Source organism: Janthinobacterium sp. SUN211 (assembly GCF_030587315.1).
Taxonomy (GTDB): Bacteria; Pseudomonadota; Gammaproteobacteria; order Burkholderiales; family Burkholderiaceae_D; genus Janthinobacterium; species Janthinobacterium kumbetense.
In genome coordinates this window covers 488,336-508,547 of sequence record NZ_JAPWIC010000005.1, presented here as the reverse complement: position 1 = coordinate 508,547, position 20,212 = coordinate 488,336, and the positions used below count along the sequence as shown (strand labels likewise).

Here is a 20,212-nt window from a genome sequence, read left to right as displayed (position 1 = left end):
TTTTAGGGGGCTTCGGCATACGGGGGCCGAAAAAGGTGAAATCTGCGCCTGTACCGGCGCTCTTGTGCTCAGACCCGCTTGCAAACGGGCATCATCTTGGTGTAAAGACGGCGCCGTGATCCATGAAACGACTACATTGCATTTATATCACGGGACGGCGCCAAAAACGCATCCGCGAAGGATGCGCCAGGTTGATCTGCATTACAAACATCAACACTGAACAAAACCGTCGCGAGCGGCAGTGATTTGTGGCTAAGAAGCGCAACCGTGCTAGAGCACGGTGAGCATCGCAGGCCGCAAAGCGCGCCGCGCAGCAGGTTTGGTTCGGTGTTTAGAACCAAGTTTCTACCTGGAAACCATAAGAGGTGCCGCTGGTATTGTTGTTGTAGATCGGGCCGCCGTTGTTCGACGCATTGACCGAGGCGGTGGCCGCATCGTTCCATTTGCCGTAGGTCACGAAAGCGCGCAGCTCAGGACGCGACCACAGGCCAGGACCGGCCGAGATCGTCGGGGCGATGGTCAGCTTGGTCAGGCGCTTGGCCGGCAGGCCGCCCGCTTGCGTCACGCGGTCCGTGCCCAGTTCGCCCACCAGCTTGAAATTGTCGGTGAATGCGTACACGGGGCGCACGCCGACCGAGGTCCAGGTCGACGAACCCTTGGCGTTCGACTCGTCTTTTTGCCACAGAGCGACGAATTCCATGCCGAAGTTGGCCATTGGCTGGATCGCCATGTCATTGAAGATACGCGTGCGTTTCACGTCCGAACCGAAATTGGTGTCGCCCGAAGCGCCGAACTGCGCGCCCTGGCCGGTGCCGGGACCGACGCCGTACTGCACGCCGAAGGTATTGCCGCCGCCAAACACTTTACCTTGACGGTGGAATGCCGACAGCTGCCAGCCGTTATTGCGCTTGCCAGTGGCGACGTCATCCTTGCCTTCGCCGATGATGTAGGTCGCGGCCAGGTCCAGGGTGCCGTTTTCATTGACGGGAATCTCGCCGTAGATGAAGTTCTGGCGCACGGCCGATTTGGTGTTGACGCCGCCGTTCGGTAACGCGACCTTGACGTCGTTGTCCTTGAAGAAGGCATACGAGAATTTACCCGGGCCAGCGGGAATGCGGTCCAGGCCGGCGCCCGTGCCGTTCATATTGATGTATTGCAAGTCCAGCATGTGGATGTCAGGACGGTAGTAGAAGCGTTTACCGATCCAGGCCGTGCCGCCGTTCAGGAAATCGAGTCCCTGCGCTTCGACGTAGGCCTTGACGATGCCCAGCTTGTTGTCGCCGAAATCCGAGTTTGGCGCATAAGCGTTGACCCAGATGGTGGCCAGGTAGTTCACGCCGCCGGACTTGGCGACGGATTTTGTGTAGCCGAATTCCGTGTAGGCGTCGCACTCATTGCCCAGACGGTATTTCATGGTATTGCCACCCAGGCCGAAGCAGCCTTGCGAACCGCCGCCGCCCGACGTATTGCTGCCGGCGCCGGCGCGCAGGTAGCCGTGGAAGCCTTCGGAGTCGGATGGGTACATCGGGTCGGCGGCAGCGGAACCGCTGGCGATGGCTAAGACGATGGCAGCTGGCAGCGTTTTCAACACGGCCTTCAACATGGTGCGATGCAGCATGGTAAGTCTCCTCAGTAATTTATTTTTTATCTAGTCATTCGTGGCCGAATGTACTGGCCAGAATTCTTTCCAGCAGGGACATAGTAACTATACTACGAACAAATATCAACATATTATGTTGTAATCCTACGACTACTCTGCGACACTTTATTTGCGTACCGACAGGCGCGTTGACTGCCCTGTTTTTTCCGCCGGCGCCGCCCGTTTCCGGCACTGCGGACAAGCATTTACGCAGGCGTCCCGCATTTTTCGGCACGCGGCACGTATACGAATTAAAATCCTTGGTTTTTGCCATAACGACAGTGCGCCGCCAAGACAGCGCACGCAGACGAGACTAGGCACCGCCATGAAAATAGATGAAAAAATGGAAGTAGCAGGCAGCGATCCGGCGGAGCGTTTCAGTGAAGGGCCGCGCTTGCTGGCCGACATTGGCGGCACCAACGCCCGCTTCGTGCTCGAAACGCGCCAGGGCCACCTGGAAGCGGTCGCCGTGCTGCCCTGCGACGACTACGCTTCGCTGCTCGACGCCATCACCGCCTATATGGATAGCAGCGAGGCGCGCGCCGCCGGTTCCGCGCGCGTGCGCCATGCGGCCATTGCCATCGCCAATCCCATCGACGACGACAATATCCGCATGATGAACCATCACTGGTTCTTCTCGATCGAGGCCATGCGCGCCACGCTGGGCCTCGACACTCTGCTGGTGGTGAATGACTTCACGGCGCTGGCCATGGCCCTGCCCTATCTGCGGCCCGACCAGCGCCTGCAGATCGGCGGCGGCATGGCGCGCGCCGACAGCGTCATCGGCCTGCTCGGCTCGGGTACGGGCCTGGGCGTGTCGGGCATGATCCCCGCCGAAGACCGCTGGATCGCGCTGGGCAGCGAAGGGGGCCACGTCAGCTTCGCGCCCTGCGACCAGCGCGAGATGGACGTGCTGTCCTTCGCCTGGCGCGAGCTGTCGCACGTCTCGGCCGAACGCCTCGCTTCCGGGCGCGGCCTGGAACTGATCTACCGCGCCCTGTCCGAGCGCGCCGGCAAGCCAGATGCGCTGCCGCTGCTGGCCGCCGAAATCACCAGCCGCGCCCTGAACAATGAATGCGACGTGTGCCTCGAAGCGGTGGACTGCTTCTGCGCCATCCTCGGCTCCATCGCCGGCAACGTGGCCATGACCCTGGGCGCGCTGGGCGGCATCTATATAGGCGGGGGCATCGTGCCGCGCCTGGGCCCCCTGTTCGAACAGTCGCAGTTCCGCGCCCGCTTCGAGCAAAAGGGCCGCCTGAACGAATACCTGGCGCAGATCCCCACCTTTCTGATCACGGCCGAACTGCCGACTTTCCTCGGCATCGCCGCCATCCTGGCGCAAAAGCTCAAGCGCGCCCATTCCGGCGCGCCCGTGCTCGAATCCGTGCGCCAGGCGCGCGGCAGGATGAGCCCCTCGGAGTGCAAGGTGGCCGACTGGGTCTTGAAGGAGCCGAACGCCATGCTGACCCTGCCGATCGCCGAAATCGCCCAGCGCGTCGGCGTGAGCCAGCCGACCGTGATGCGCTTTTGCCGCTCGATCGGCGTGCAGGGCCTGGCCGACTTCAAATTGAAGCTGGCGTCCGGCCTGACGGGCGGCGCCATCACGGTGGCCCACTGCCACGTGGAGATATCGGATTCCGACGCCGAACTGGCGCGCAAGGTGCTGGGCAATAACGCCTCGGCCGCGCTGGCCCTGCGCGACATGCTCGACGTCAAAGCGCTGACGGCCGCCATCGAACTGCTGCGTGGCGCGCAGCGCGTGGAATTGCTGGCCGTGGGCAGCGCCCGCGTGGTGGCCGACGACATGCAGCAAAAATTGCTCAACCTGGGCATCGTCAGCAGCTTCTTTGCCGATCCGCAGGCGCAGGAAATGAGCGCCGCCATGCTGAAACCAGGCGACGTGGCGCTGGTCATTTCCCGTTCCGGCGCCCTGCCCGACCTGCTTCGCACCGTCAAGGTGGCGCAAGGCTGCGGCGCGCGCGTGCTGGCGATTACGGCCAGCGGTTCGCCGCTGGCCAAGCTGGCCGACGTGCTGCTGACCTTGAACCACCCGGAAGGCAACCTCAATTTCGTGCCCATGATCGTGCGCCTGCTGCAGCTGATGATGCTCGATATCCTGTCGGTGGGACTGGCGCGGCGCGACACGGCGCAGCGCACCAGCGCCGCCCAGCTGGAAGAGGGGCAATTGCACGGCATGCGCATCAGCGGCAAGCTGAAATTCGGTGGCCACCTCGAATAAGGCGGCGCACGCCGCCCCCACCTCCTCCGACGCCGCCAGCGGCGCCACCGTGCACGACGTGGCGCGCGTGGCCGGCGTGTCGGCCATGACGGTGTCGCGCGTGATTAACGGGCGCGCCAGCGTCAGCGCGGCTACGCGCAACAAGGTCGAGGCGGCGATCGCCAGCCTGCACTACCAGCCCAATCTGGCGGCCAGGGCGGCCCGCACGGGCACCCTGCGCATCGGCCTGTTGTACAGCAATCCGAGCGCGGCCTTCCTCAGCGAATTTTTAGTTGGCGCCATGGATCAATGCCGCCAGGGCGGCGGCCAGTTGCTGCTGGAACGCTGCGAAGACCTGGACAGCCAGCGCGCCGGCATCGATTGCCTGGTGGCGGCCGGCGTGGACGGCATCCTCGTGCCGCCGCCCCTGTGCGATTCGCCGGAAGTGCTGGCGCAGCTGAACCAGATGGGCATCCCCGCCATCGCCGTGGCCACGGCGCGCCCCTCGCCCGGCGTTTCGGCCGTGCGCATCGACGATTACGAGGGCGCGCTGGCCATGACGCGCCATTTGCTCGCGCTGGGCCACCGCGACATCGGCTTCATCGAGGGCGATCCGGCGCACACGCCCGCCCTGCTGCGCCGCCAGGCTTTCGAGGACGCCATGCGGGAAGCGGGTTTGCGGGTAGCGCCGCACAGGGTGGCGCAAGGTTACTTTACGTATCGTTCGGGTCTCGACGCGGCGCGCCAACTGCTGGCGCAAGCACCGCATCCCAGCGCCATCTTCGCCAGCAACGACGACATGGCCGCCGCCACCCTGGCCGTGGCGCACGGCATGGGCTTGCAGGTACCGACGGAATTGAGCGTGTGCGGCTTCGACGACACGCCCGTCGCCACCACCGTCTGGCCCGAGCTGACCACCATCCACCAGCCCATCGCCGACATGGCCCGCGCCGCCGTCAATCTCGTCATCAACGAAATCCGCCAGCGCCGTGCCGGAGAAACGGCGCCCGCCACGCATCATTTGATGGCGTTTACCTTGATGGCGCGGGCGTCGACGGGGGAATGTGCTCCAGTAGGGCACATTCCGGTCGCAAAGTGACTGCCCCCACCAACCCGTCGAGCGCCCCTTAGCGCACCACCGTGCGCTGCACCAGCGACTCCACCAGCTCCACCGAAGGGGGGGCGCCACCGGCCGCCAGGCAGGCGCCCGCGCCCGCCGCGACGGCAAAGCGCAAATGCTGGCCGCCATCGGCCTCGGGCCGGTACATCAGGCTGTACAGCAAGCCGCCGATGCTGGCGTCGCCTGCCCCCACCGAATCGACCACCTCGATGACGGGCGGCGCCGCCTGCCATGTCTGCTCGCCCCGGTACAGCGCCGCGCCTTGCGCGCCGCGCGTATACAAATACGTGGCTTGCGGATTCCAGCTGCGCAGGGTGGCAAACGCACCATCGATGTCGTCATGGCGGAACAGGCCCGCCAGGTCTTCGTCCGACACTTTGATCACGTCGGCCAGTTGCGTCATGCGGCGCAAGGTGGCGTCGTAGCGTTCATCCATCATGATGCGGAAATTCGGGTCGTAGCTGATCTTCACGCCAGCCGCCTTCAGCTCCTGCGCCAGCGCCACCAGCTTGCCCGCCAGCGGTTCGCGCGCCAGGCTGATGCCGCCGAAATGCACCCACTGCGCCCCCTGCATCCAGTCGGCCGGCAGGAGCGACGCGTCGAAATGCAGGTCGGCGCTGTCGTCGCCGATGAAGTAATAGGTAGGCGGATGCAGTTCATGCACGATGGCCAGCAGCGGCGACTTCGCATGGCGCTGCAGGAAGCGCATGTCCAGGCCCGCCGCCCCGGTGGCAGCGGCCAGCGCATCGCCGAAGACGTCCAGGCTGACGCCGCCCGCAAAGGCGCTGGGCACGCCCAGGCGCGCCATCACGCGCGCCACGTTCCAGGTCGAGCCGCCCACCTGGCTGTTCCAGGAGTCGGCGCCCGTGCGCAGCATGTCCGTCAGCGCTTCGCCGGCCGACACAAAGCGTGGGAAATTGGCGGCGCTCATGCGGCACCGCCGATCACGTTCAGCACTTCATAGCAGGCGCCCATGGTGTGGTAATCGGTCTTGCCGGCCGGGCTTTTCTCGTTGCTGATTTTTTGATTTTCAGGCGTCAGGATGCGGTACCAGGCGCCGTGTTCGTGGTCGACGAAGTGCGTCCAACTGTAGTCCCAGATCTTGTCGTAGCTATGCCAGTAAGCCTCGTCGCCCGTGCGCGCGGCCAGCACGGCGGCCGCCGCGAAGCTTTCCGCCTGCACCCAGAAGTATTTGTCGCCGTCGCAGATCTCATCCTGCGGACCGAAACCGTAGTGGATGCCCCCATGCGCGCCATCCCAGGCCTTGGCCAACGCCGTGTCGTACAGGGCGCGCGCGCGCGGCAGCAGCCAGTCCGACGGGCCGGCCATGAACCGGCTGTGGCGCTCCATGATCAACAGCAGCTTGGCCCATTCCGTGAAATGGCCGGGCTGGTAGCCCCACGGACGGAAGATATTGCTCTTGTCGTGCAGGTTGTAGTCCCAGTCGATCGACCAGTCGGGCTTGTAGTGCTCCCAGATCATGCCGTTCGCCAGGCCCGCCTGACGGACCGTGATGTTGTGCGCCAGAGTTTCGGCGCGGTGCAGATATCTCGCTTCGCCCGTCGCCTCGAACGCTGCCAGCATGGCTTCGCAAGCGTGCATATTGGCGTTCTGGCCCCGGTAGCCGTCCAGGGTGGACCAGTCGGCGCTGGCCACGTCCGCATACAGGCCGTGTTCGGGCAGCCAGAAGCGCTGCTCCATCAATTCGAAGGTCTCGTCCAGATACGCGCGCGCTTCCGTCACGCCAGCTTGCAAGGCGTGCGCATAGGCCAGCAGCACGAAAGCCAGGCCGTAGCAGTGATTGGCGCCGTCTTCCACCGTTTTGACGCCGTCTTTCCAGGACAGTTGCCAGGCGTAGCCGCCCGTGGCCGGGTCGCGGTGCACGTCGCGCAGGAAGGCCACGCCGTGGCGCAGGGCCGCCTGGTAAGCGTCATCGCCGAAGTGGCGGTACGCCATGGCGTAATTGAAGATGAAGCGCGTGCTGCTGACCAGGTGACGCGTACTGGCGTCGTACACCGTGCCGTCATCGAGGAAGAAGTGATAAAAGCCGCCGCTCGGGTCAAACGCGCGCGGGTGATAAAAGTGCATCGTGTGCTGGATATGCTTTTCGAGCATGTCCCTGGAGCGGAAATCGGGATTCATGGGTCTCTCATGATATTGTTATCGATAACAATGATGATAGCATGCCGTCTTGGCTCCGTCATGCCCGCTCAGGGAGTCTTGGCCAGCCTGAGCTTTTCGCGCCACAGTGCCGCCTGCGCGGGGTCGGCCGCCTGTTCCAGCTCGCCCTTATCGTACACCTTGACCAGCCGTTCGATGGCTTCCAGGTCGCCCTGCTTCGCCGCCAGCAGGTACAACGCGAAAGGCTTGGGCGCCGGCCCTTGCCGGGTCGGGCCGCCCCGGCCCTGCTCCAGCAGCCGCGCGAAACCCGTCTGGCCGGGCGGACTTTTGGCGATGGCCGCCATTTCATACCAGCCCAGGGCCGCCTCGTCGCTCTGCGGCGCGCCCTGCCCCACTTCATACGAGTACGCCACATTGTTCAAGCCGGAGGGATCGAGCGCCTTGGCCGCCCGCATGTACCAGGTGAATGCCTGCTTGCGCTGCGCCTCGTCCTGCGCCGTCATCATCAGGCGGTAGCCGATTTCATTGTAGGCGGGGATGAAGCCGTTTTCCGCATAATATTTCAGCCAGTGCAGCGCATGCGCCTGTTCTTCCGGGCTGCTGCGGATATTTTCAAAGTGCATGGCCACCGTGAAGTTGGCCAGCTCCACGCCTTGCGCGGCGCCCTTGCGCGACCAGTATTCGCCCAGCTTGCGGTCGATGGCCATGCCCTGCCCCAGCGTATAAGCGACGCCCAGGAAAGCCTGCGCGGGACCGTTGCCGCCTTCGGCAGCCTTCTTCAGCCACGCCAGGCCCAGGTCGCGGTCGCGCGGCGTGCCTTCGCCGCCGTGCAGCATCTGCGACAACTCCAGCTGGGCGGCCGTATCTCCCCCTTCCGCGGCCAGGCGCGCCTTCCCGAAGGCGGCGACCTTGTCCGGCGACAGGTCGGCGGGACGGTCGACCACGGCCCGCACCCTTGCGCGCATGTCATCGAGGCCGGACATATCGAATTCGGCCAGCGCCGGATGCTGGCGCGGTGCGTTCGTGGACGCTGGCTGCGCCAGCACGCTCTGCGCCAGGGCCACGCTCAATATCAACAGGATGGTCTTCATTTGTTTTCCTTCTCTGCCAGCTTGGCGCGCCATTCGGCCGCGTCTTCGGCATTCGCCTGTTCTCCCAGTTCGCCTTTGACATATACCTCGATCATGCGCCGCATGGCGGGCAAGTCGCCGCTCCATCCGGCCCGCTCGTACCAGACCAGGGCCCACTTGTCCGACTGCGCCACGCCCAGGCCCAGTTCATGTGCGCGGGCCAGGTTGCGCATGCCAGCCGGCTCCTTTTCACGCGCCGATCTGTAATACCAGTGGAAAGCCTCGCCGCGATCTTGTTCATCGACGGCTGCGCGCATCAGGTGCTCGCCCAGCGCATTGTAGGCGGGCACAAAGTGCTGTTCGTTCGCCGCCGCCTTCAGCCAGGTGATGGCCAGCGCCTGCTCTTCGGCACTGCTGTCGCCATCGATGTATTCCATCGCCAGGATGGTTTGCGCCTCTGCATCGCCCTGCGCCACGCCCCGGCGTAGCCAGTATTCGCCCTGCACGCGGTCGATGGGCACCTTGCCGCCCAAGGTGTAGGCCACCCCCATGGCCGCCTGCGCCGGCGCATAGCCGCCTTCGGCCGACTTGCGTATCCAGGCCATCGACTGTGCCGTATCTTGCGGCGTGCCGACGCCCAGCTGCAGCATGCGCGCCAGGTCCAGCTGCGCCTCCACGTCGCCCGTTTCCGCCACGCGCCGTGCCTGCTCAAATTCGGCGATGCTTTCCGGGCTATGACTAGCCGCATCCGCCCTGACCTTGATGGCGAGCAGCTGCAGGTCGAGCAAGGTGGGCGGGGTCTGGGCCAGGAGCGGCAACGGCAGCAGGAAAGGAATCAGCAAGAGGAGTTTCTTGGGCATGCGAAGGTGTCGGGAAGAAGAAAACACGCATGGTAGCCGATGCCATGCCAGACAGGCGCGCACTGCACAAGAAGTTTGACAGGGCAAGCCGGCAGGCTTACATTGCACGAGCCCACCACTTACACAGGAATGCCATGAACCGCCTCGCCACAACCGCCTTGACCCTGCTGCTCGCCGCAGCCTCCGTGGGCGCCAGCGCCGCCGACACCCAGCTGGCCGGCTGCGCCGCCAAGCGCGAAAGCATCCGCAGCGAATTGCACCAGGCGCAGGAACAGGGCCTGTCCGACAAGGTCGCGGGCCTGACGCGCGCGCTCGACGAAGTCAACGCCCACTGCCGCGACAGTACCCTGATCGAGCGCCACAACAAGAAAATCGTCAAGGCGCAAGCCAAGGTGAACCAGACGGAGCGTTCGCTGCGCCTGGCCCAGGAAGCGAACAAGGAGCCGAAGAAGATCGCCAAGCTGGAAGGCAAGCTGGAAAAAGCCAGGGCCGAGTTGGCGGCCCTGCAGGCGCAACAGCCTTAAGCCTTCTCGCCCAGCAGTTGATAAATACTGGAAAAGTCCAGCGCGCCCGCTCCTGCCTTGCTGTGCAAACTATATAGGTTGCGCGACAAGGCGCCCAGCGGCACGCTCGCTCCGCTGGCCAGCGCGCTTTCCACGGCCAGCCCCAGGTCTTTCAGCATCAAATCGACGCCGAAGCCGCCCGTGTAGCCGCGCGACGCGGGCACGTTCTCGGCCACGCCCGGACATGGGTTGTACACCTCCAGGGTCCAGTTGCGGCCCGAGCTTTTCGCCATCACGTCCGACACCACCTTCGGGTCCAGACCATTGGCCACGCCCAGGCGTATCGCTTCGCTGGTGCCGATCATGAGTATCCCCAGCAGCATGTTGTTACAGATCTTGACCGTCTGGCCGCAACCTGAGCCGCCCGCGTGAAAAATCGCCTTGCCCATGACGTCCAGGTAAGGCCGCGCCGCCGCCAGCGCGGCTTCTTCACCGCCCACCATGAAGGTCAGGGTGCCGTTGGTGGCGCCCGCCGTGCCGCCCGACACGGGCGCGTCCAGCATCGGCATGCCCTTGTCCTGCGCCGCGCGGCCCACCTGGCGCGCCGCTTCGGTGGAAATCGTCGAACAGTCGATCAGCAGGGTGCCGGGCCGCGCCTGCGCCAGGATGCCAGAGTCCCCCAAAGGGTTACCCAAATAAGCACCCAGCACGTGGCGGCTGGCCGGCAGCATCGTGATGACGATGTCGGCCTGGCCTATCGCCGCCGCCTGGTCATCGGAGACCAGACCACCGCCATCGGCGAATTGCCGCACGCTGGCCGGCAGCAAGTCGAAACCCGTCACCGCATGGCCGGCCCGCACGAGGTTCTGCGCCATGGGCAAGCCCATGTTGCCCAGGCCGATGAAAACGATATTGGTGCTCATCGCCGCCTCCTTACTTCATCGAGATGGTGGTATTGACGCCGCTGCCGCCGTCGTCCGGGGCGAACCAGCGCGCCGTGACGGTCTTGGTCTGCGTCCAGAAGTACAGGGCCTGTTTGCCGTTCGGGCCCAGGTCTCCCAGCTTCGACGCGCGCGACCCCGTAAAACTGAAATACGCGACGGGTACGGGAATGGCCACGTTGATGCCCACCTGCCCCACGTCGATCTCGTTCTGGAATTTGCGCCCCGCCCAGCCGGACGAGGTGAAGATCGAGGTGCCGTTGCCGTTCGGGTTGGCGTTGATGAAGGCGATGGCCTGGTCCAGGGTGTCCGTCTCCACCACGCACATGGCGGGGCCGAAGATTTCCTGCGTGTAGACGGAATTCGACGCTGCCACCTTCGAGAAAATCGTCGGTCCCATGAAATTGCCGCCCTCGTAGCCGGCCACCTTGTGGCCGCGGCCGTCGAGCAGCAATTGCGCGCCTTCGTCCACGCCTGCCTGGATCAGCTTTTCCGCGCGCTGCATGGCCGCTTTCGACACCATCGGCCCCAGGTCCGCATCGCGGTCGCTGCCCGGCCCCACTTTCAGGGCCTGCGAACGGGCGACGATTTCCGGCAGCCAGGAACGGGCCTCGCCCACCAGCACCACGACGGAATTGGCCATGCAGCGCTGGCCGGCCGCGCCGAAGGCGGCGCCGATCAGGTTATTGATCGCCTGTTCCTTGTTGGCGTCGGCCAGCACCACGCAATGGTTTTTCGCGCCCATCATCGATTGCGCACGCTTGCCCGATTCGCTGGCGCGGCGGTACACATGCGTGCCCACGTGGGTGGAACCGATGAAGGAGACGGCCTTGATGTCGGGATGGTCGCACAGCATGTTGACGACGTCGGCGCCGCCATGCACGACGTTCAGCACGCCGGCCGGCAAGCCCGCCTGGTACATCAGTTCGACCAGGTACATGGTCGAGGACGGGTCTTGCTCGGACGGTTTCAGGACAAACGTATTGCCGCAGGCGATGGCAATCGGGAACATGAAGCACGGCAGCATGACGGGGAAGTTGAAGGCCGTGATGCCGGCGCCCACGCCCAGCGGCTGGTAGATATTGTAGACATCGACACCCGTGGCCGCGTTTTCCGCGATTTCGCCCAGCTGCAGGGTGGCGATTGAGCACGCGTGCTCCACCACTTCCAGGCCGCGCATGACCTCCCCTTCCGCGTCGGGCAAGGTCTTGCCATGTTCGCGCGTGATCAGTTCGGCCAGGGCGACTATGTTTTCGCGGATCAGGTGCTGGTACTTGAGCATGATGCGCATGCGCGCCGCCAGCGGGGTATTGCGCCAGGTTTTAAAGGCTTCCTTGGCCGTGGCGACGGCCAGGTTGACTTCGTCGGGCGTGGAAAACGGCACCTTGGCGACGATTTCCTGCGTCGCCGGGTTGACGACGTCGCGCCATTCGCTGCTGCTGGACGCATGGTGCTTGCCGCCGATGTGCAGGGGGACGGCGGGGACCGGGGTGACTGCGTGAGTGAGGGCTTGGTTCATGTGAGGCTCCATTAATTCGATACGCGAAAGTCGCGTCACAGCAGCGGAAATCTGGGGTCAGACCCGGCGGGTCTGACCCCGGCACTCTGCTGATCCGCCGAAAATTATTTCTTGACCAGGTTGCACGCCGCCGCATCCATCGGCTTGAAGGCCTGGTCGGCGGGGATGGTCGACAGCACCTTCAGGTAATCCCACGCGCCTTTGGATTCGGCCGGGGTTTTGACCTGCACCAGATACATGTCGTGGATCACGCGGCCGTCGGGGCGGATGGAAGCGTTGTTCATGACGGCATCCTTGATGGGCAGCTCGCGCATCTTCTGGGCGACGACCTTCGAGTCGTCGCTCTTCGCGGCTGCCACCGATTTCAGGTAGTGGTAGACGCTGGAATACACGCCCGCCTGCACCATGGTCGGCTTGGCGCCCTTGTTGAGCGCTTCAAAGCGTTTCGCAAACGCGCGGCTGCGGTCATCGTAATCCCAGTAAAAGCCGTCCGCGTAGACGAGGCCCTGGGCCGTTTCCAGCCCCAGCGCGTGCACGTCCGAGAGGAACACCAGCAAGGCGGCCAGGCGCTGGTCCTTGCCGCTGCCGATGCGGAACTCGCGCGCCTGCTTGATGGCCGATACCGTGTCGGCGCCGCCGTTGGCCAGGCCGATCACCTGCGCTTTTGACCCTTGCGCCTGCACCAGGAAGGACGAAAAGTCGGACGCGTTCAGCGGATGACGCACGGCGCCCAGCACCGTGCCGCCGTTGCGCTTGACGACTTCGCTGGCATCCTTTTCCAGCGAATGGCCGAACGCGTAATCGACGGTGACGAAGTACCACGATTTCTGCCCCAGTTTTGTCAGCGCCGCTGCCGTGCCGGCCGCCTGCGAATAGGTGTCGAACATCCAGTGGAAGCCGTTCGGCGAGCAATCCTCGTTCGTCAGACGCCCCGTGGCGGGGCCGCTGAACATGGCGATGCCGCCCTTCTCTTTCATCAGCTTTTGCACGGACAGGGCCACCGAGGAATTGGTCAGATCGGCGATGGCGTCGACCTTGTCGCGGTCTATCCATTCGCGCGCCTTGGAAGCGGCGATGTCGGCCTTGTTCAAGTGGTCGGCCGAGAGTATCTCGATCTTCATGCCCTTGCATTCGGCTTTTAAACAATCCTCGACGGCCATCTGGCTGGCGACGACGGAGCCGCGCCCGCCCATGGCCGAATACGGGCCGGACATGTCGGTCAGGATGCCGACCTTGACGACGCCATCGGAAATCTGCGCGTGCGCGCCGGTGAACGACAGGGAAAGCGCCAGCGCGCCCATGGCCAGAACGGTTTTTTTCATGCGTGTCTCCAGGTGGATGGGTTTTCTTATATGTATATCTGCATTCTGCATGTGTAAAAATATGCACTCAAGTGAAATTAATGCATAATTCCTTTGCAAAAATGCACAGAGAGGGTTTGCCATGCTCGATTGGGACAATGTACGGGTCTTCCTGGAACTGACGCGCAGCGCCGGCCTCGTCGATGCGGCGAAAAAGCTGGGCATCGACCATTCCACCGTGTCGCGGCGCATGCGCAAGTTCGAGGAGCAAGTGGGCACGCAACTGTTCGACCGCAACTACGTGGGCTACCAGCTGACGCCCGAAGGCCACCGCCTGATGGAATACGCGGAAACCATGGAAAGCACGGTGTTTGCCGCCACCGAGGAACTGGGCGAACACAATCGCCTGCTGTCGGGCCAGGTGCGCCTGGGCGCTACCGAGGGCTTCGGCGCCATCGTGCTGGCGCCCCACCTGGCGCAGTTTTGCGGCAGATACCCGCACATCAGCGTGGACCTGATCGCCGTGCCCCGTTTCGTCAGCCTGTCCAAGCGCGAAGCGGACGTGGCCATCTCCATCGAGCGCCCCCTGTCCGGGCCGTATGTCGTGACCAAGCTGTCCGACTACCGCCTGAAACTGTACGCCACGCCAGGCTACCTGGCGCGCCACGCGCCAATCACCAGCGTGGCGCAGCTGGCGCTGCACCCGATCATCGGCTACGTGGACGACCTGGTCTTCAGCGCGGAGCTGCGCTACATGGATAACGTGGCGCCCGATTCCCTGCGCGCGTTTCGCAGCACCAGCGTCATTGCCCAGTACCACGCGGCGCGCGCGGGACAGGCGCTGGCCATCCTGCCATGCTTCGTGGCGCAGCAGTCGAACGAACTGGTGCCCGTGCTCGACGGCGAGATCGACCTGCTGCGCGCCTTCTGGATGATCTCGCCCAGCGAGCGGCGCAATATCGCCCGGGTCAGCGCCCTGTGGAACTACCTGCGCATCGCCATCGACCTCAATCACGCCTACCTGATGGGCGAAACGGCCACGCCCAGTTGGCCAAGCTGACTGCGCGCTACACTGTCGCCACAAATGAATAAGGGAGAACGCCATGCTGATGGATGCAAACCAGGCCGTTTTGGTCATTGTCGACCTGCAAGGCCGCTTGATGCCGGCCATCCACGATGCCGGCCTGGTGCTGGCACAAAACCTGCGCCTGGCGAAGATCGCCCGCCTGCTCGACGTGCCCGTGCTGGGCACGGAACAGAACCGCCAGGGGCTGGGGCCGAACGTGGAAGAGATCGCCGCCCTGTGCGAACGGACCTTGCACAAGACGCATTTCGGCGCCTGTTTTGATGACTTGCAGGACATGCTACCCGCCGGGCGCAGGCAGATCGTCGTCACCGGTTGCGAAGCCCATGTGTGCATGCTGCAGACGGCCATCGGCCTGCTGGAACGCGGCTATGACGTGAGCATCGCCATCGACGCCGTCGGTTCGCGCCAGGCCGCCAGCCGCGACGCGGCGCTGGCCCGCCTGGACAAGCTGGGCGCCCACCTGGTGACGGTCGAGATGCTGGCCTTCGAGTGGTTGCGCGACTGCAAGCATCCGCGTTTCCGCGAAGTGCTGGCGTTAATTAAATAATACGCGAGGTTTAAGCCAGATCAAGCCCTTCGGCGGCCCATTTGCTAGCTTGGTAACAGCGCCGCCATTGCGAGCGGCGCGCCGTCCATCTCAGCAAGGGAACCATCATGGCCTATATCCTGCGAGGCAAGCTGTGCGGCTTGATCTGCGCCGAGTGTCCTGAAGCCTTATCCCACGTCATCGTGCGCCTGTACCGGCCGCGCGCGTCGCAAAACGTCACGGCCCTGGCCGTGGCCAGCGCCAAGGAAACCTTCGCCATCCTCACCGATGACGAAGTGCAGGCCAAGGCCCCCTTTCTGCTGGCCGAAACGCGCACGGACGACGATGGCAACTACAGTTTTACCCTGGCAGGCGATTACCAGGGCGAGGCCGTCGAAGTCGACATCCTGTGCCCTACCGTGCCGCATCTGAAACCGGGGCCGAAAGACCCCGTGCCGCTGCAGTTTTCCATCACCACGCTCCAGCCACGCTGGCGCCAGGCCGACAATGATTTCCTCGCCGTCTGGGACTATTGCCTGCCGCAACGCTTCTGGTGCCTGGTGCGCGCCCGCTTCGGCGCCTGGACCATCTGCGGCCGGCTGCGCACCTGCGATGCGCCGCATGCGCCGATCGCCGGCGCCACCGTGCGGGCGTTCGACGCCGACTGGCTGCAGGACGACGCGCTGGGCCAGGCGATCACCGATGCCGGCGGACGCTTCCGCATCGATTACCTGACGTCCGACTTCACCTTGACGCCCTTCTCGCCCTTCATCAACGTGGAGTTCGCCAGCGGCCCCGACGTGTATTTCACGGCGCAGCTGGGCAGCGTGACCATCCTGTCGGAAACGCAGGCCAACGGCCGCCAGCCGGGCCGCGAAAACGTGGGCCACTGTTTCTGCGTCGAATTGTGCTCGAAAGAAGTCTTGCCGCCCGACGTGGAAGGCGTGCCCCATTGGCAACAGGTGGAAATCTTCGACATCCACCCGTTTCCCTCGCTGGCGGGCTTTTCCCCGCAAGGCTATGCGGGCGGCGCGGGCGCCTCGTATGTCTTCGCCGGCGGCGTCACCCTGAAGGGCAATTGTCCGCTGCGCAACAGCGCCATCCCCGCCAACCCGCTCGAATACCGCTTCCTGATCGGCGAATGGTCCTGGCCCGGCGGCACGGACGATCCCACGGCGCTGCCCACGGTGGCGCCGGCCAGCCTGGCGCCGTTGACGCAAATCCTGGGCACGCACGTCGGCTATGTGTTTTATACAAACGGACTGGGCCTCGCCGATTCGGCGCCCGTCATCATCGACGCGGGCGATCTGCAAGCGGGCGGCTGGATACGGGTGGACGGCAAGCCCGTCACGGTGGACATGCGCGATGGCACGACGGCCGTCGTCAACGTGGCGCCCAACATCTTCCTGCGCACGTTTGATCTACTGACGGTGAATACGCCGGCCATCACCAGCCTGCATCCGGCCAAGTTGCCGGGCGGCTTGCCCATCCTCGATGCAGGCCGCAGCCTGACGGCGGCCGAGAGCGAACCGATACGCCGCTACCGCCTGGGCTTCGAAGTGCGCGACGGCATCAGCCTTGCGCAGGTGGCGACGGACGGGCTCGACTCCATCGTCTTCGACAACTCCCCCGTCATCGTGGCGCTGGATCTGGAAGAGCTGCGCAGCAATGCCTGCAACCCCATCGCGGGCGGCCTCGTGCATATCCTGTACACGATCGACCATCCGCATTTGCGCTTTTTCAATATCACAATTTCCAACAACAACGGCATCCAGCATCCGCCGCCACCGCTGCCGGCCGCCAGCTTTACCCCACCGCCGCCACCGAGCAACTATCTGTTCCGCGGCGGTGCGGGCGGACCGCATTTATCGGGCAACAATGGCGGCTTCCCCGTCAACGTGGCGCTCGATCCGCCATGCGCCTACCGCGTGGCGATTTCGTGGCAGACGCGGCATTATCTGGCGTCCAGCCACAGCATCGACAGGCTGTACTGCAAGTAGGCATGCTTCAGAAATAGCGCACCCACGCCCGTTGCGAGGTGCGCTTGTAGTGGGCAAACGCGCGACAGGGAAAGTACAGCAAGGGCATCAGAGCCAGCGCGATCAGCCACACTTGCCAGACATGCTCGACGCCATACCGGGCACCGTGGTTGGCGCCCAGCACGGCCGTCAAGGCGAGGCCGATGGCCAGCAGCAGGTATAAATGCAGCAGATAGTAAAACATGGGCGCGCCGCCAAAGGTGGCGCATGCCCGCGTGAACCAGTTGTCGACGCTTTCCAGCCAGGCCAGGCCCAGCAGGCCCAGGCCCAGGGTGAACAGCAGGAAATCCAGCGATGGCGGATACTTGGTGAAGTTCAGCACGCTCATGGCCGTGCGCAAGGCAGTGTCGCCCGCCACCCACGGCAAGGTTTCGCCATAGATATTCAAACCGCGCAGCAGGCCCAAGAGCAGCAAACTGCCGCCGCCCAGCGCCAGCAACAGGCGGCGCCGTCCTTCGGCGGACCGGCCGCGCGCATACAGGGGCCCGGCCGCATAGCCGAGCACGATCACGCCTATCCATGGCAGCAGCGGGTAGCTGACCTTGATTTTCATGACGCCGTCGGCCACCAGGTAGCCCCGTTGCAGCAGCACCGTCAGCAGATAATAGGCAAAGCTGCCCTCTTCCGCGCGCAAGCCGGTCAACAGATGCTGGCCCGCGATGATCGCCACGCCCAGCAGCGCCAGCACTTTCAATGGCAGCCGGTGCAGCACGGCCAGCGCCATCATGGCCAGGCCGATGACCCAGATCACCTGCAGATACAGCACGGCCGGTGGAAACGCCCCGCTCCAGGCGAAGTTGACGAACACCAGTTCCAGCAGCACCAGCAGCAAGCCCCGCTTGAACAGGAAACCGCTGGCGCTGCGGGACCCGGCCGCCGGATGCGCGTACAGCCAGGCGGACAAACCCGTCAGGAAGACGAACATGGGTGCGCACACGTGGGCCGCCAGGCGCGTGAAGAACAGGGCCGGATCGACGCTGGCAGCATCCATCGGGTCGCTCACCTGGTGGTGCAGGAAGACCGTTTCGCGCACATGGTCGAACAGCATGATCAGCATGACGAGGCCGCGCAATACGTCGATGACGGCGATGCGGGCGCGCAGGGTAGCAGAAGAAGTCGATGTCATGGTGATAGCTTAAAAACGGTAATGCGCATTCAGGGTCAGCGTGCGCTCGGCCCCCGGCGCCACCCACAGCTGACTATAGGAACTCGCATAGTAGCTGCGGTTGAAGAGGTTTTCCACATTCACCGCCAGGCGCAGTTTGGCGTTGGGCGAATACGAGGCCAGCAATTTGGCCGTCGTGTAGGCCGGCAAGGTAAAACTGCTGCTGACGGCGACGTCGCCCAGGCGCTCGCCCACGTACTGCACGCCGCCGCCCACGCTGGCCGTGCCCGTACCCAGCGCGAACTGCTGCGTGGCGAGGACATTGGCGCTGTGGCGCGGCACGTTGGCGAAGCGGCTGCCCGTCACGATCGTATTGTCGCCGCGCGTGACGCTGGCGTCCGTATAAGCATAGGCGCCCGAAACGCGCAAGCCGCGCACCACTTCGCCCGACACGTCGAGCTCCAGGCCACGGCTGCCCACCTCGCCCGCTGCGATGGCGAAGTCCGTGTTGGCGGGATTTGTCGTCAGCACATTGCGCTTGCGGATGTCGTACACGGCCACGGTACCTGTCAGCTTGCCCGTTTCCAGCTTCGCGCCCAGTTCATACGAGCGGCTGCGCTCGGCCGGGAAAGCCTGGTTGGCGATGCTGATGCCGCTGTTGGGCCGAAAGCCCTTCGCCGCGCTCGCATACAGCGACCATGCCTTCGTCGGCTGGTAGACGAGGCCCACGCGGGGGCTGGTGGCCGACAGCGACTGGCGGTTGCTGACATTCAGGCGCCTGTTCGTCACGTCCTGCGTGTACGTATCGTGGCGCACACCGACCAGCGCCTTCCACTGCGCACCCAGGTCGACCTGATCCTGCGCATACAGGCCGCGCGCCCGTTGCCCTTCCTGCGTATAGATGGACAGGGCCAGCGGATCGGCCTTGCCGCCATACGCGGGATGGAAGATATCGATGGCATAGGCGTTGGCGGCGGACGGATTGCGCCGCAGCTGCACCCGGTGGTCGTCGAAATGATAGGCGTCGACACCGGCCAGCACCTCGTGCTCCAGGGCCCCCGTCCTGAACTTGCCCAGCAGCTCGACGCGGGCCGACGCGTCGGTGGCCGAAAAATCGCGGTGGCGGCGCTGGCGGTTCAAGGTGCGGCCATCGGCCAGCAGCTTGTTCGCCTCGGTCGAATAGCCGGTCAATTCGCTGTCGCGGTAAGAAGCACCCGCCTGCACCGTCCAGTCGTCGGACAGCGCGTGGTGGATGAACAGTTGCTGTCCCAGCGACTTGACCGTCATGGGGCCGTCGCCCGGTTCGCCCAGGAAGCGCGAGACGGGGACAAGACCCAGCTGGCCATTGACGGCCACCACGCCCCGGTCGAACGGCGCGCGCTGCCGCACCGCTTCGATTTCATACGACACGGTCGTGTGTTCGCCCAGCAGCCAGAGGAAGGAAGGCGAAAACAGGCTGCGCTCGACCTTCACGGTATCGCGGAAGCTGTGCCCTTCTTCATGCGCCGCGTTGAGGCGGTAGGCGACGGTGCCGCTCAAAGGCCCCGTCAAGTCGGCGGCGGCGCGGCGCGTCTGGAAACTGCCGAGTGAAAAATCCGCGCCATATTCGGGCGCGAATTTCGGTTTTTTCGTCGTGATGTTCACCGTGCCGCCCGGCTCGCCCCTGCCGTACAGGGCCGAAGCGGGGCCTTTCAGCACCTCCACCGCCTGCGTATTGCCGCCGTCGCGCATGCCGTTGTAGCCGCGGCTGGAACTGAAACCGTTGACCATGTAGTCGGAACCGAAATTCGGGTCGCCCGTGAAACCGCGCATGGCATAGCTGTCCCACAGGCCGCCAAGCGGACTTTGCTTCGCAATGCCGCTGGCCAGGTCCAGCGCGCCAGCCAGGGTCGTCACGCCCGCGTCGCGCAGCAAGTCGCCGGTCAGCACGCGCACGCTTTGCGGCAAATCCATCAGCAAGGCATCCGTCTTGGTGGCACCCGTGGCCGACAGGCTGCGGTAATGCTGGCGCTCCGCGCTGACGGTGACGACATCCTGCCCAGCGGGTCCGTCCGCCAGGGCCAGCGGACTGGCAGCGGCCAGCAGCAGCGCCATCGGACGCTGTAAAAAGAGGCACATGGGGATTCCTGAAAGAAAATTACATGCAAATGAATTGCATTATAA

16 protein-coding genes are annotated in these 20,212 nt (G+C 64.4%); 6 read left to right on the top strand and 10 right to left on the bottom strand.

The window, feature by feature from the left end; all coding sequences use genetic code 11:
- Positions 1-331: 331 nt before the first annotated feature.
- Positions 332-1,618, bottom strand: coding sequence for a carbohydrate porin (locus tag O3301_RS19680; RefSeq protein ID WP_305057232.1), 1,287 nt, complete (start codon positions 1,616-1,618; stop codon positions 332-334).
- Positions 1,619-1,964: 346 nt separating this feature from the next.
- Here O3301_RS19680 and O3301_RS19675 point away from each other — a divergent pair, with 346 nt between their 5' ends.
- Together O3301_RS19675 and O3301_RS19670 are read left to right on the top strand one after the other, a co-directional pair.
- On the top strand, positions 1,965-3,878 hold the full coding sequence (locus tag O3301_RS19675; RefSeq protein WP_305057231.1) for a glucokinase: 1,914 nt from the start codon (positions 1,965-1,967) through the stop codon (positions 3,876-3,878).
- Positions 3,862-4,956 (top strand): LacI family DNA-binding transcriptional regulator, encoded by a 1,095-nt coding sequence (locus tag O3301_RS19670; protein WP_305057230.1) that lies wholly within the window; start codon positions 3,862-3,864, stop codon positions 4,954-4,956. Before O3301_RS19675 ends, O3301_RS19670 begins: the two co-directional genes overlap by 17 nt.
- Before the next feature lie 28 nt (positions 4,957-4,984).
- Here the strand turns inward: O3301_RS19670 and O3301_RS19665 are convergent, their stop codons facing one another.
- From O3301_RS19665 to O3301_RS19650, 4 genes are all read right to left on the bottom strand, one after another.
- Positions 4,985-5,908, bottom strand: a complete 924-nt coding sequence (locus tag O3301_RS19665; protein WP_305057229.1) for a carbohydrate kinase — start codon at positions 5,906-5,908, stop codon at positions 4,985-4,987.
- Positions 5,905-7,119, bottom strand: a complete 1,215-nt coding sequence (locus tag O3301_RS19660) for an AGE family epimerase/isomerase (protein WP_305057228.1) — start codon at positions 7,117-7,119, stop codon at positions 5,905-5,907. The genes O3301_RS19665 and O3301_RS19660 overlap by 4 nt, the downstream gene beginning before the upstream one ends.
- Positions 7,120-7,187: 68 nt before the next feature.
- Positions 7,188-8,189, bottom strand: coding sequence for a tetratricopeptide repeat protein (locus O3301_RS19655; RefSeq protein ID WP_305057227.1), 1,002 nt, complete (start codon positions 8,187-8,189; stop codon positions 7,188-7,190).
- Positions 8,186-9,028, bottom strand: a complete 843-nt coding sequence (locus O3301_RS19650; protein WP_289911504.1) for a tetratricopeptide repeat protein — start codon at positions 9,026-9,028, stop codon at positions 8,186-8,188. The genes O3301_RS19655 and O3301_RS19650 overlap by 4 nt, the downstream gene beginning before the upstream one ends.
- 134 nt (positions 9,029-9,162) lie before the next feature.
- Here O3301_RS19650 and O3301_RS19645 point away from each other — a divergent pair, with 134 nt between their 5' ends.
- Positions 9,163-9,552 carry a DUF1090 family protein gene (locus tag O3301_RS19645; protein ID WP_180278561.1) on the top strand — a complete coding sequence of 130 codons (390 nt, stop codon included), beginning with the start codon at positions 9,163-9,165 and terminating at the stop codon, positions 9,550-9,552.
- Here O3301_RS19645 and mmsB read toward each other — a convergent pair.
- From mmsB to O3301_RS19630, 3 genes are all read right to left on the bottom strand, one after another.
- On the bottom strand, positions 9,549-10,454 hold the full coding sequence (gene mmsB, locus O3301_RS19640; protein ID WP_305057226.1) for a 3-hydroxyisobutyrate dehydrogenase: 906 nt from the start codon (positions 10,452-10,454) through the stop codon (positions 9,549-9,551). The two genes, O3301_RS19645 and mmsB, sit on opposite strands and share 4 nt — an antisense overlap.
- Positions 10,455-10,464: 10 nt before the next feature.
- Positions 10,465-11,991 (bottom strand): CoA-acylating methylmalonate-semialdehyde dehydrogenase, encoded by a 1,527-nt coding sequence (locus O3301_RS19635; RefSeq protein WP_305057225.1) that lies wholly within the window; start codon positions 11,989-11,991, stop codon positions 10,465-10,467.
- 104 nt (positions 11,992-12,095) lie between these two features.
- Positions 12,096-13,292: an ABC transporter substrate-binding protein gene (locus tag O3301_RS19630; protein WP_369812214.1), complete on the bottom strand. Its 1,197-nt coding sequence runs from the start codon at positions 13,290-13,292 to the stop codon at positions 12,096-12,098.
- A gap of 142 nt (positions 13,293-13,434) precedes the next feature.
- Here O3301_RS19630 and O3301_RS19625 point away from each other — a divergent pair, with 142 nt between their 5' ends.
- From O3301_RS19625 to O3301_RS19615, 3 genes are all read left to right on the top strand, one after another.
- A complete protein-coding gene (locus O3301_RS19625) occupies positions 13,435-14,352 on the top strand; it encodes a LysR family transcriptional regulator (RefSeq protein WP_289915689.1) in 918 nt (305 codons plus the stop codon).
- 43 nt (positions 14,353-14,395) lie between these two features.
- Positions 14,396-14,926 (top strand): isochorismatase family protein, encoded by a 531-nt coding sequence (locus tag O3301_RS19620; RefSeq protein ID WP_305057224.1) that lies wholly within the window; start codon positions 14,396-14,398, stop codon positions 14,924-14,926.
- 107 nt (positions 14,927-15,033) lie between these two features.
- A complete protein-coding gene (locus tag O3301_RS19615) occupies positions 15,034-16,905 on the top strand; it encodes a hypothetical protein (RefSeq protein WP_305057223.1) in 1,872 nt (623 codons plus the stop codon).
- A gap of 7 nt (positions 16,906-16,912) precedes the next feature.
- On the opposite strand, the gene O3301_RS19610 is transcribed toward O3301_RS19615, so the two are convergent.
- Both O3301_RS19610 and O3301_RS19605 read right to left on the bottom strand, forming a co-directional pair.
- Positions 16,913-18,070 carry a DUF1624 domain-containing protein gene (locus tag O3301_RS19610; protein ID WP_305057222.1) on the bottom strand — a complete coding sequence of 386 codons (1,158 nt, stop codon included), beginning with the start codon at positions 18,068-18,070 and terminating at the stop codon, positions 16,913-16,915.
- 9 nt (positions 18,071-18,079) lie between these two features.
- Positions 18,080-20,167, bottom strand: coding sequence for a TonB-dependent siderophore receptor (locus O3301_RS19605; protein ID WP_305057221.1), 2,088 nt, complete (start codon positions 20,165-20,167; stop codon positions 18,080-18,082).
- Between the last annotated feature and the right edge of the window lie 45 nt (positions 20,168-20,212).

What these genes read in the sequence shown, in the direction of transcription:
- O3301_RS19680 (WP_305057232.1), bottom strand. Translation starts at nt 1,618, where the DNA reads ATGCTGCATCGCACCATGTTGAAGGCCGTGTTGAAAACGCTGCCAGCT.
- O3301_RS19675 (WP_305057231.1), top strand. Translation starts at nt 1,965, where the DNA reads ATGAAAATAGATGAAAAAATGGAAGTAGCAGGCAGCGATCCGGCGGAG.
- O3301_RS19665 (WP_305057229.1), bottom strand. Translation starts at nt 5,908, where the DNA reads ATGAGCGCCGCCAATTTCCCACGCTTTGTGTCGGCCGGCGAAGCGCTG.
- O3301_RS19660 (WP_305057228.1), bottom strand. Translation starts at nt 7,119, where the DNA reads ATGAATCCCGATTTCCGCTCCAGGGACATGCTCGAAAAGCATATCCAG.
- O3301_RS19655 (WP_305057227.1), bottom strand. Translation starts at nt 8,189, where the DNA reads ATGAAGACCATCCTGTTGATATTGAGCGTGGCCCTGGCGCAGAGCGTG.
- O3301_RS19650 (WP_289911504.1), bottom strand. Translation starts at nt 9,028, where the DNA reads ATGCCCAAGAAACTCCTCTTGCTGATTCCTTTCCTGCTGCCGTTGCCG.
- O3301_RS19645 (WP_180278561.1), top strand. Translation starts at nt 9,163, where the DNA reads ATGAACCGCCTCGCCACAACCGCCTTGACCCTGCTGCTCGCCGCAGCC.
- mmsB (WP_305057226.1), bottom strand. Translation starts at nt 10,454, where the DNA reads ATGAGCACCAATATCGTTTTCATCGGCCTGGGCAACATGGGCTTGCCC.
- O3301_RS19635 (WP_305057225.1), bottom strand. Translation starts at nt 11,991, where the DNA reads ATGAACCAAGCCCTCACTCACGCAGTCACCCCGGTCCCCGCCGTCCCC.
- O3301_RS19630 (WP_369812214.1), bottom strand. Translation starts at nt 13,292, where the DNA reads ATGGGCGCGCTGGCGCTTTCCCTGTCGTTCACCGGCGCGCACGCGCAG.
- O3301_RS19625 (WP_289915689.1), top strand. Translation starts at nt 13,435, where the DNA reads ATGCTCGATTGGGACAATGTACGGGTCTTCCTGGAACTGACGCGCAGC.
- O3301_RS19620 (WP_305057224.1), top strand. Translation starts at nt 14,396, where the DNA reads ATGCTGATGGATGCAAACCAGGCCGTTTTGGTCATTGTCGACCTGCAA.
- O3301_RS19615 (WP_305057223.1), top strand. Translation starts at nt 15,034, where the DNA reads ATGGCCTATATCCTGCGAGGCAAGCTGTGCGGCTTGATCTGCGCCGAG.
- O3301_RS19610 (WP_305057222.1), bottom strand. Translation starts at nt 18,070, where the DNA reads ATGACATCGACTTCTTCTGCTACCCTGCGCGCCCGCATCGCCGTCATC.
- O3301_RS19605 (WP_305057221.1), bottom strand. Translation starts at nt 20,167, where the DNA reads ATGTGCCTCTTTTTACAGCGTCCGATGGCGCTGCTGCTGGCCGCTGCC.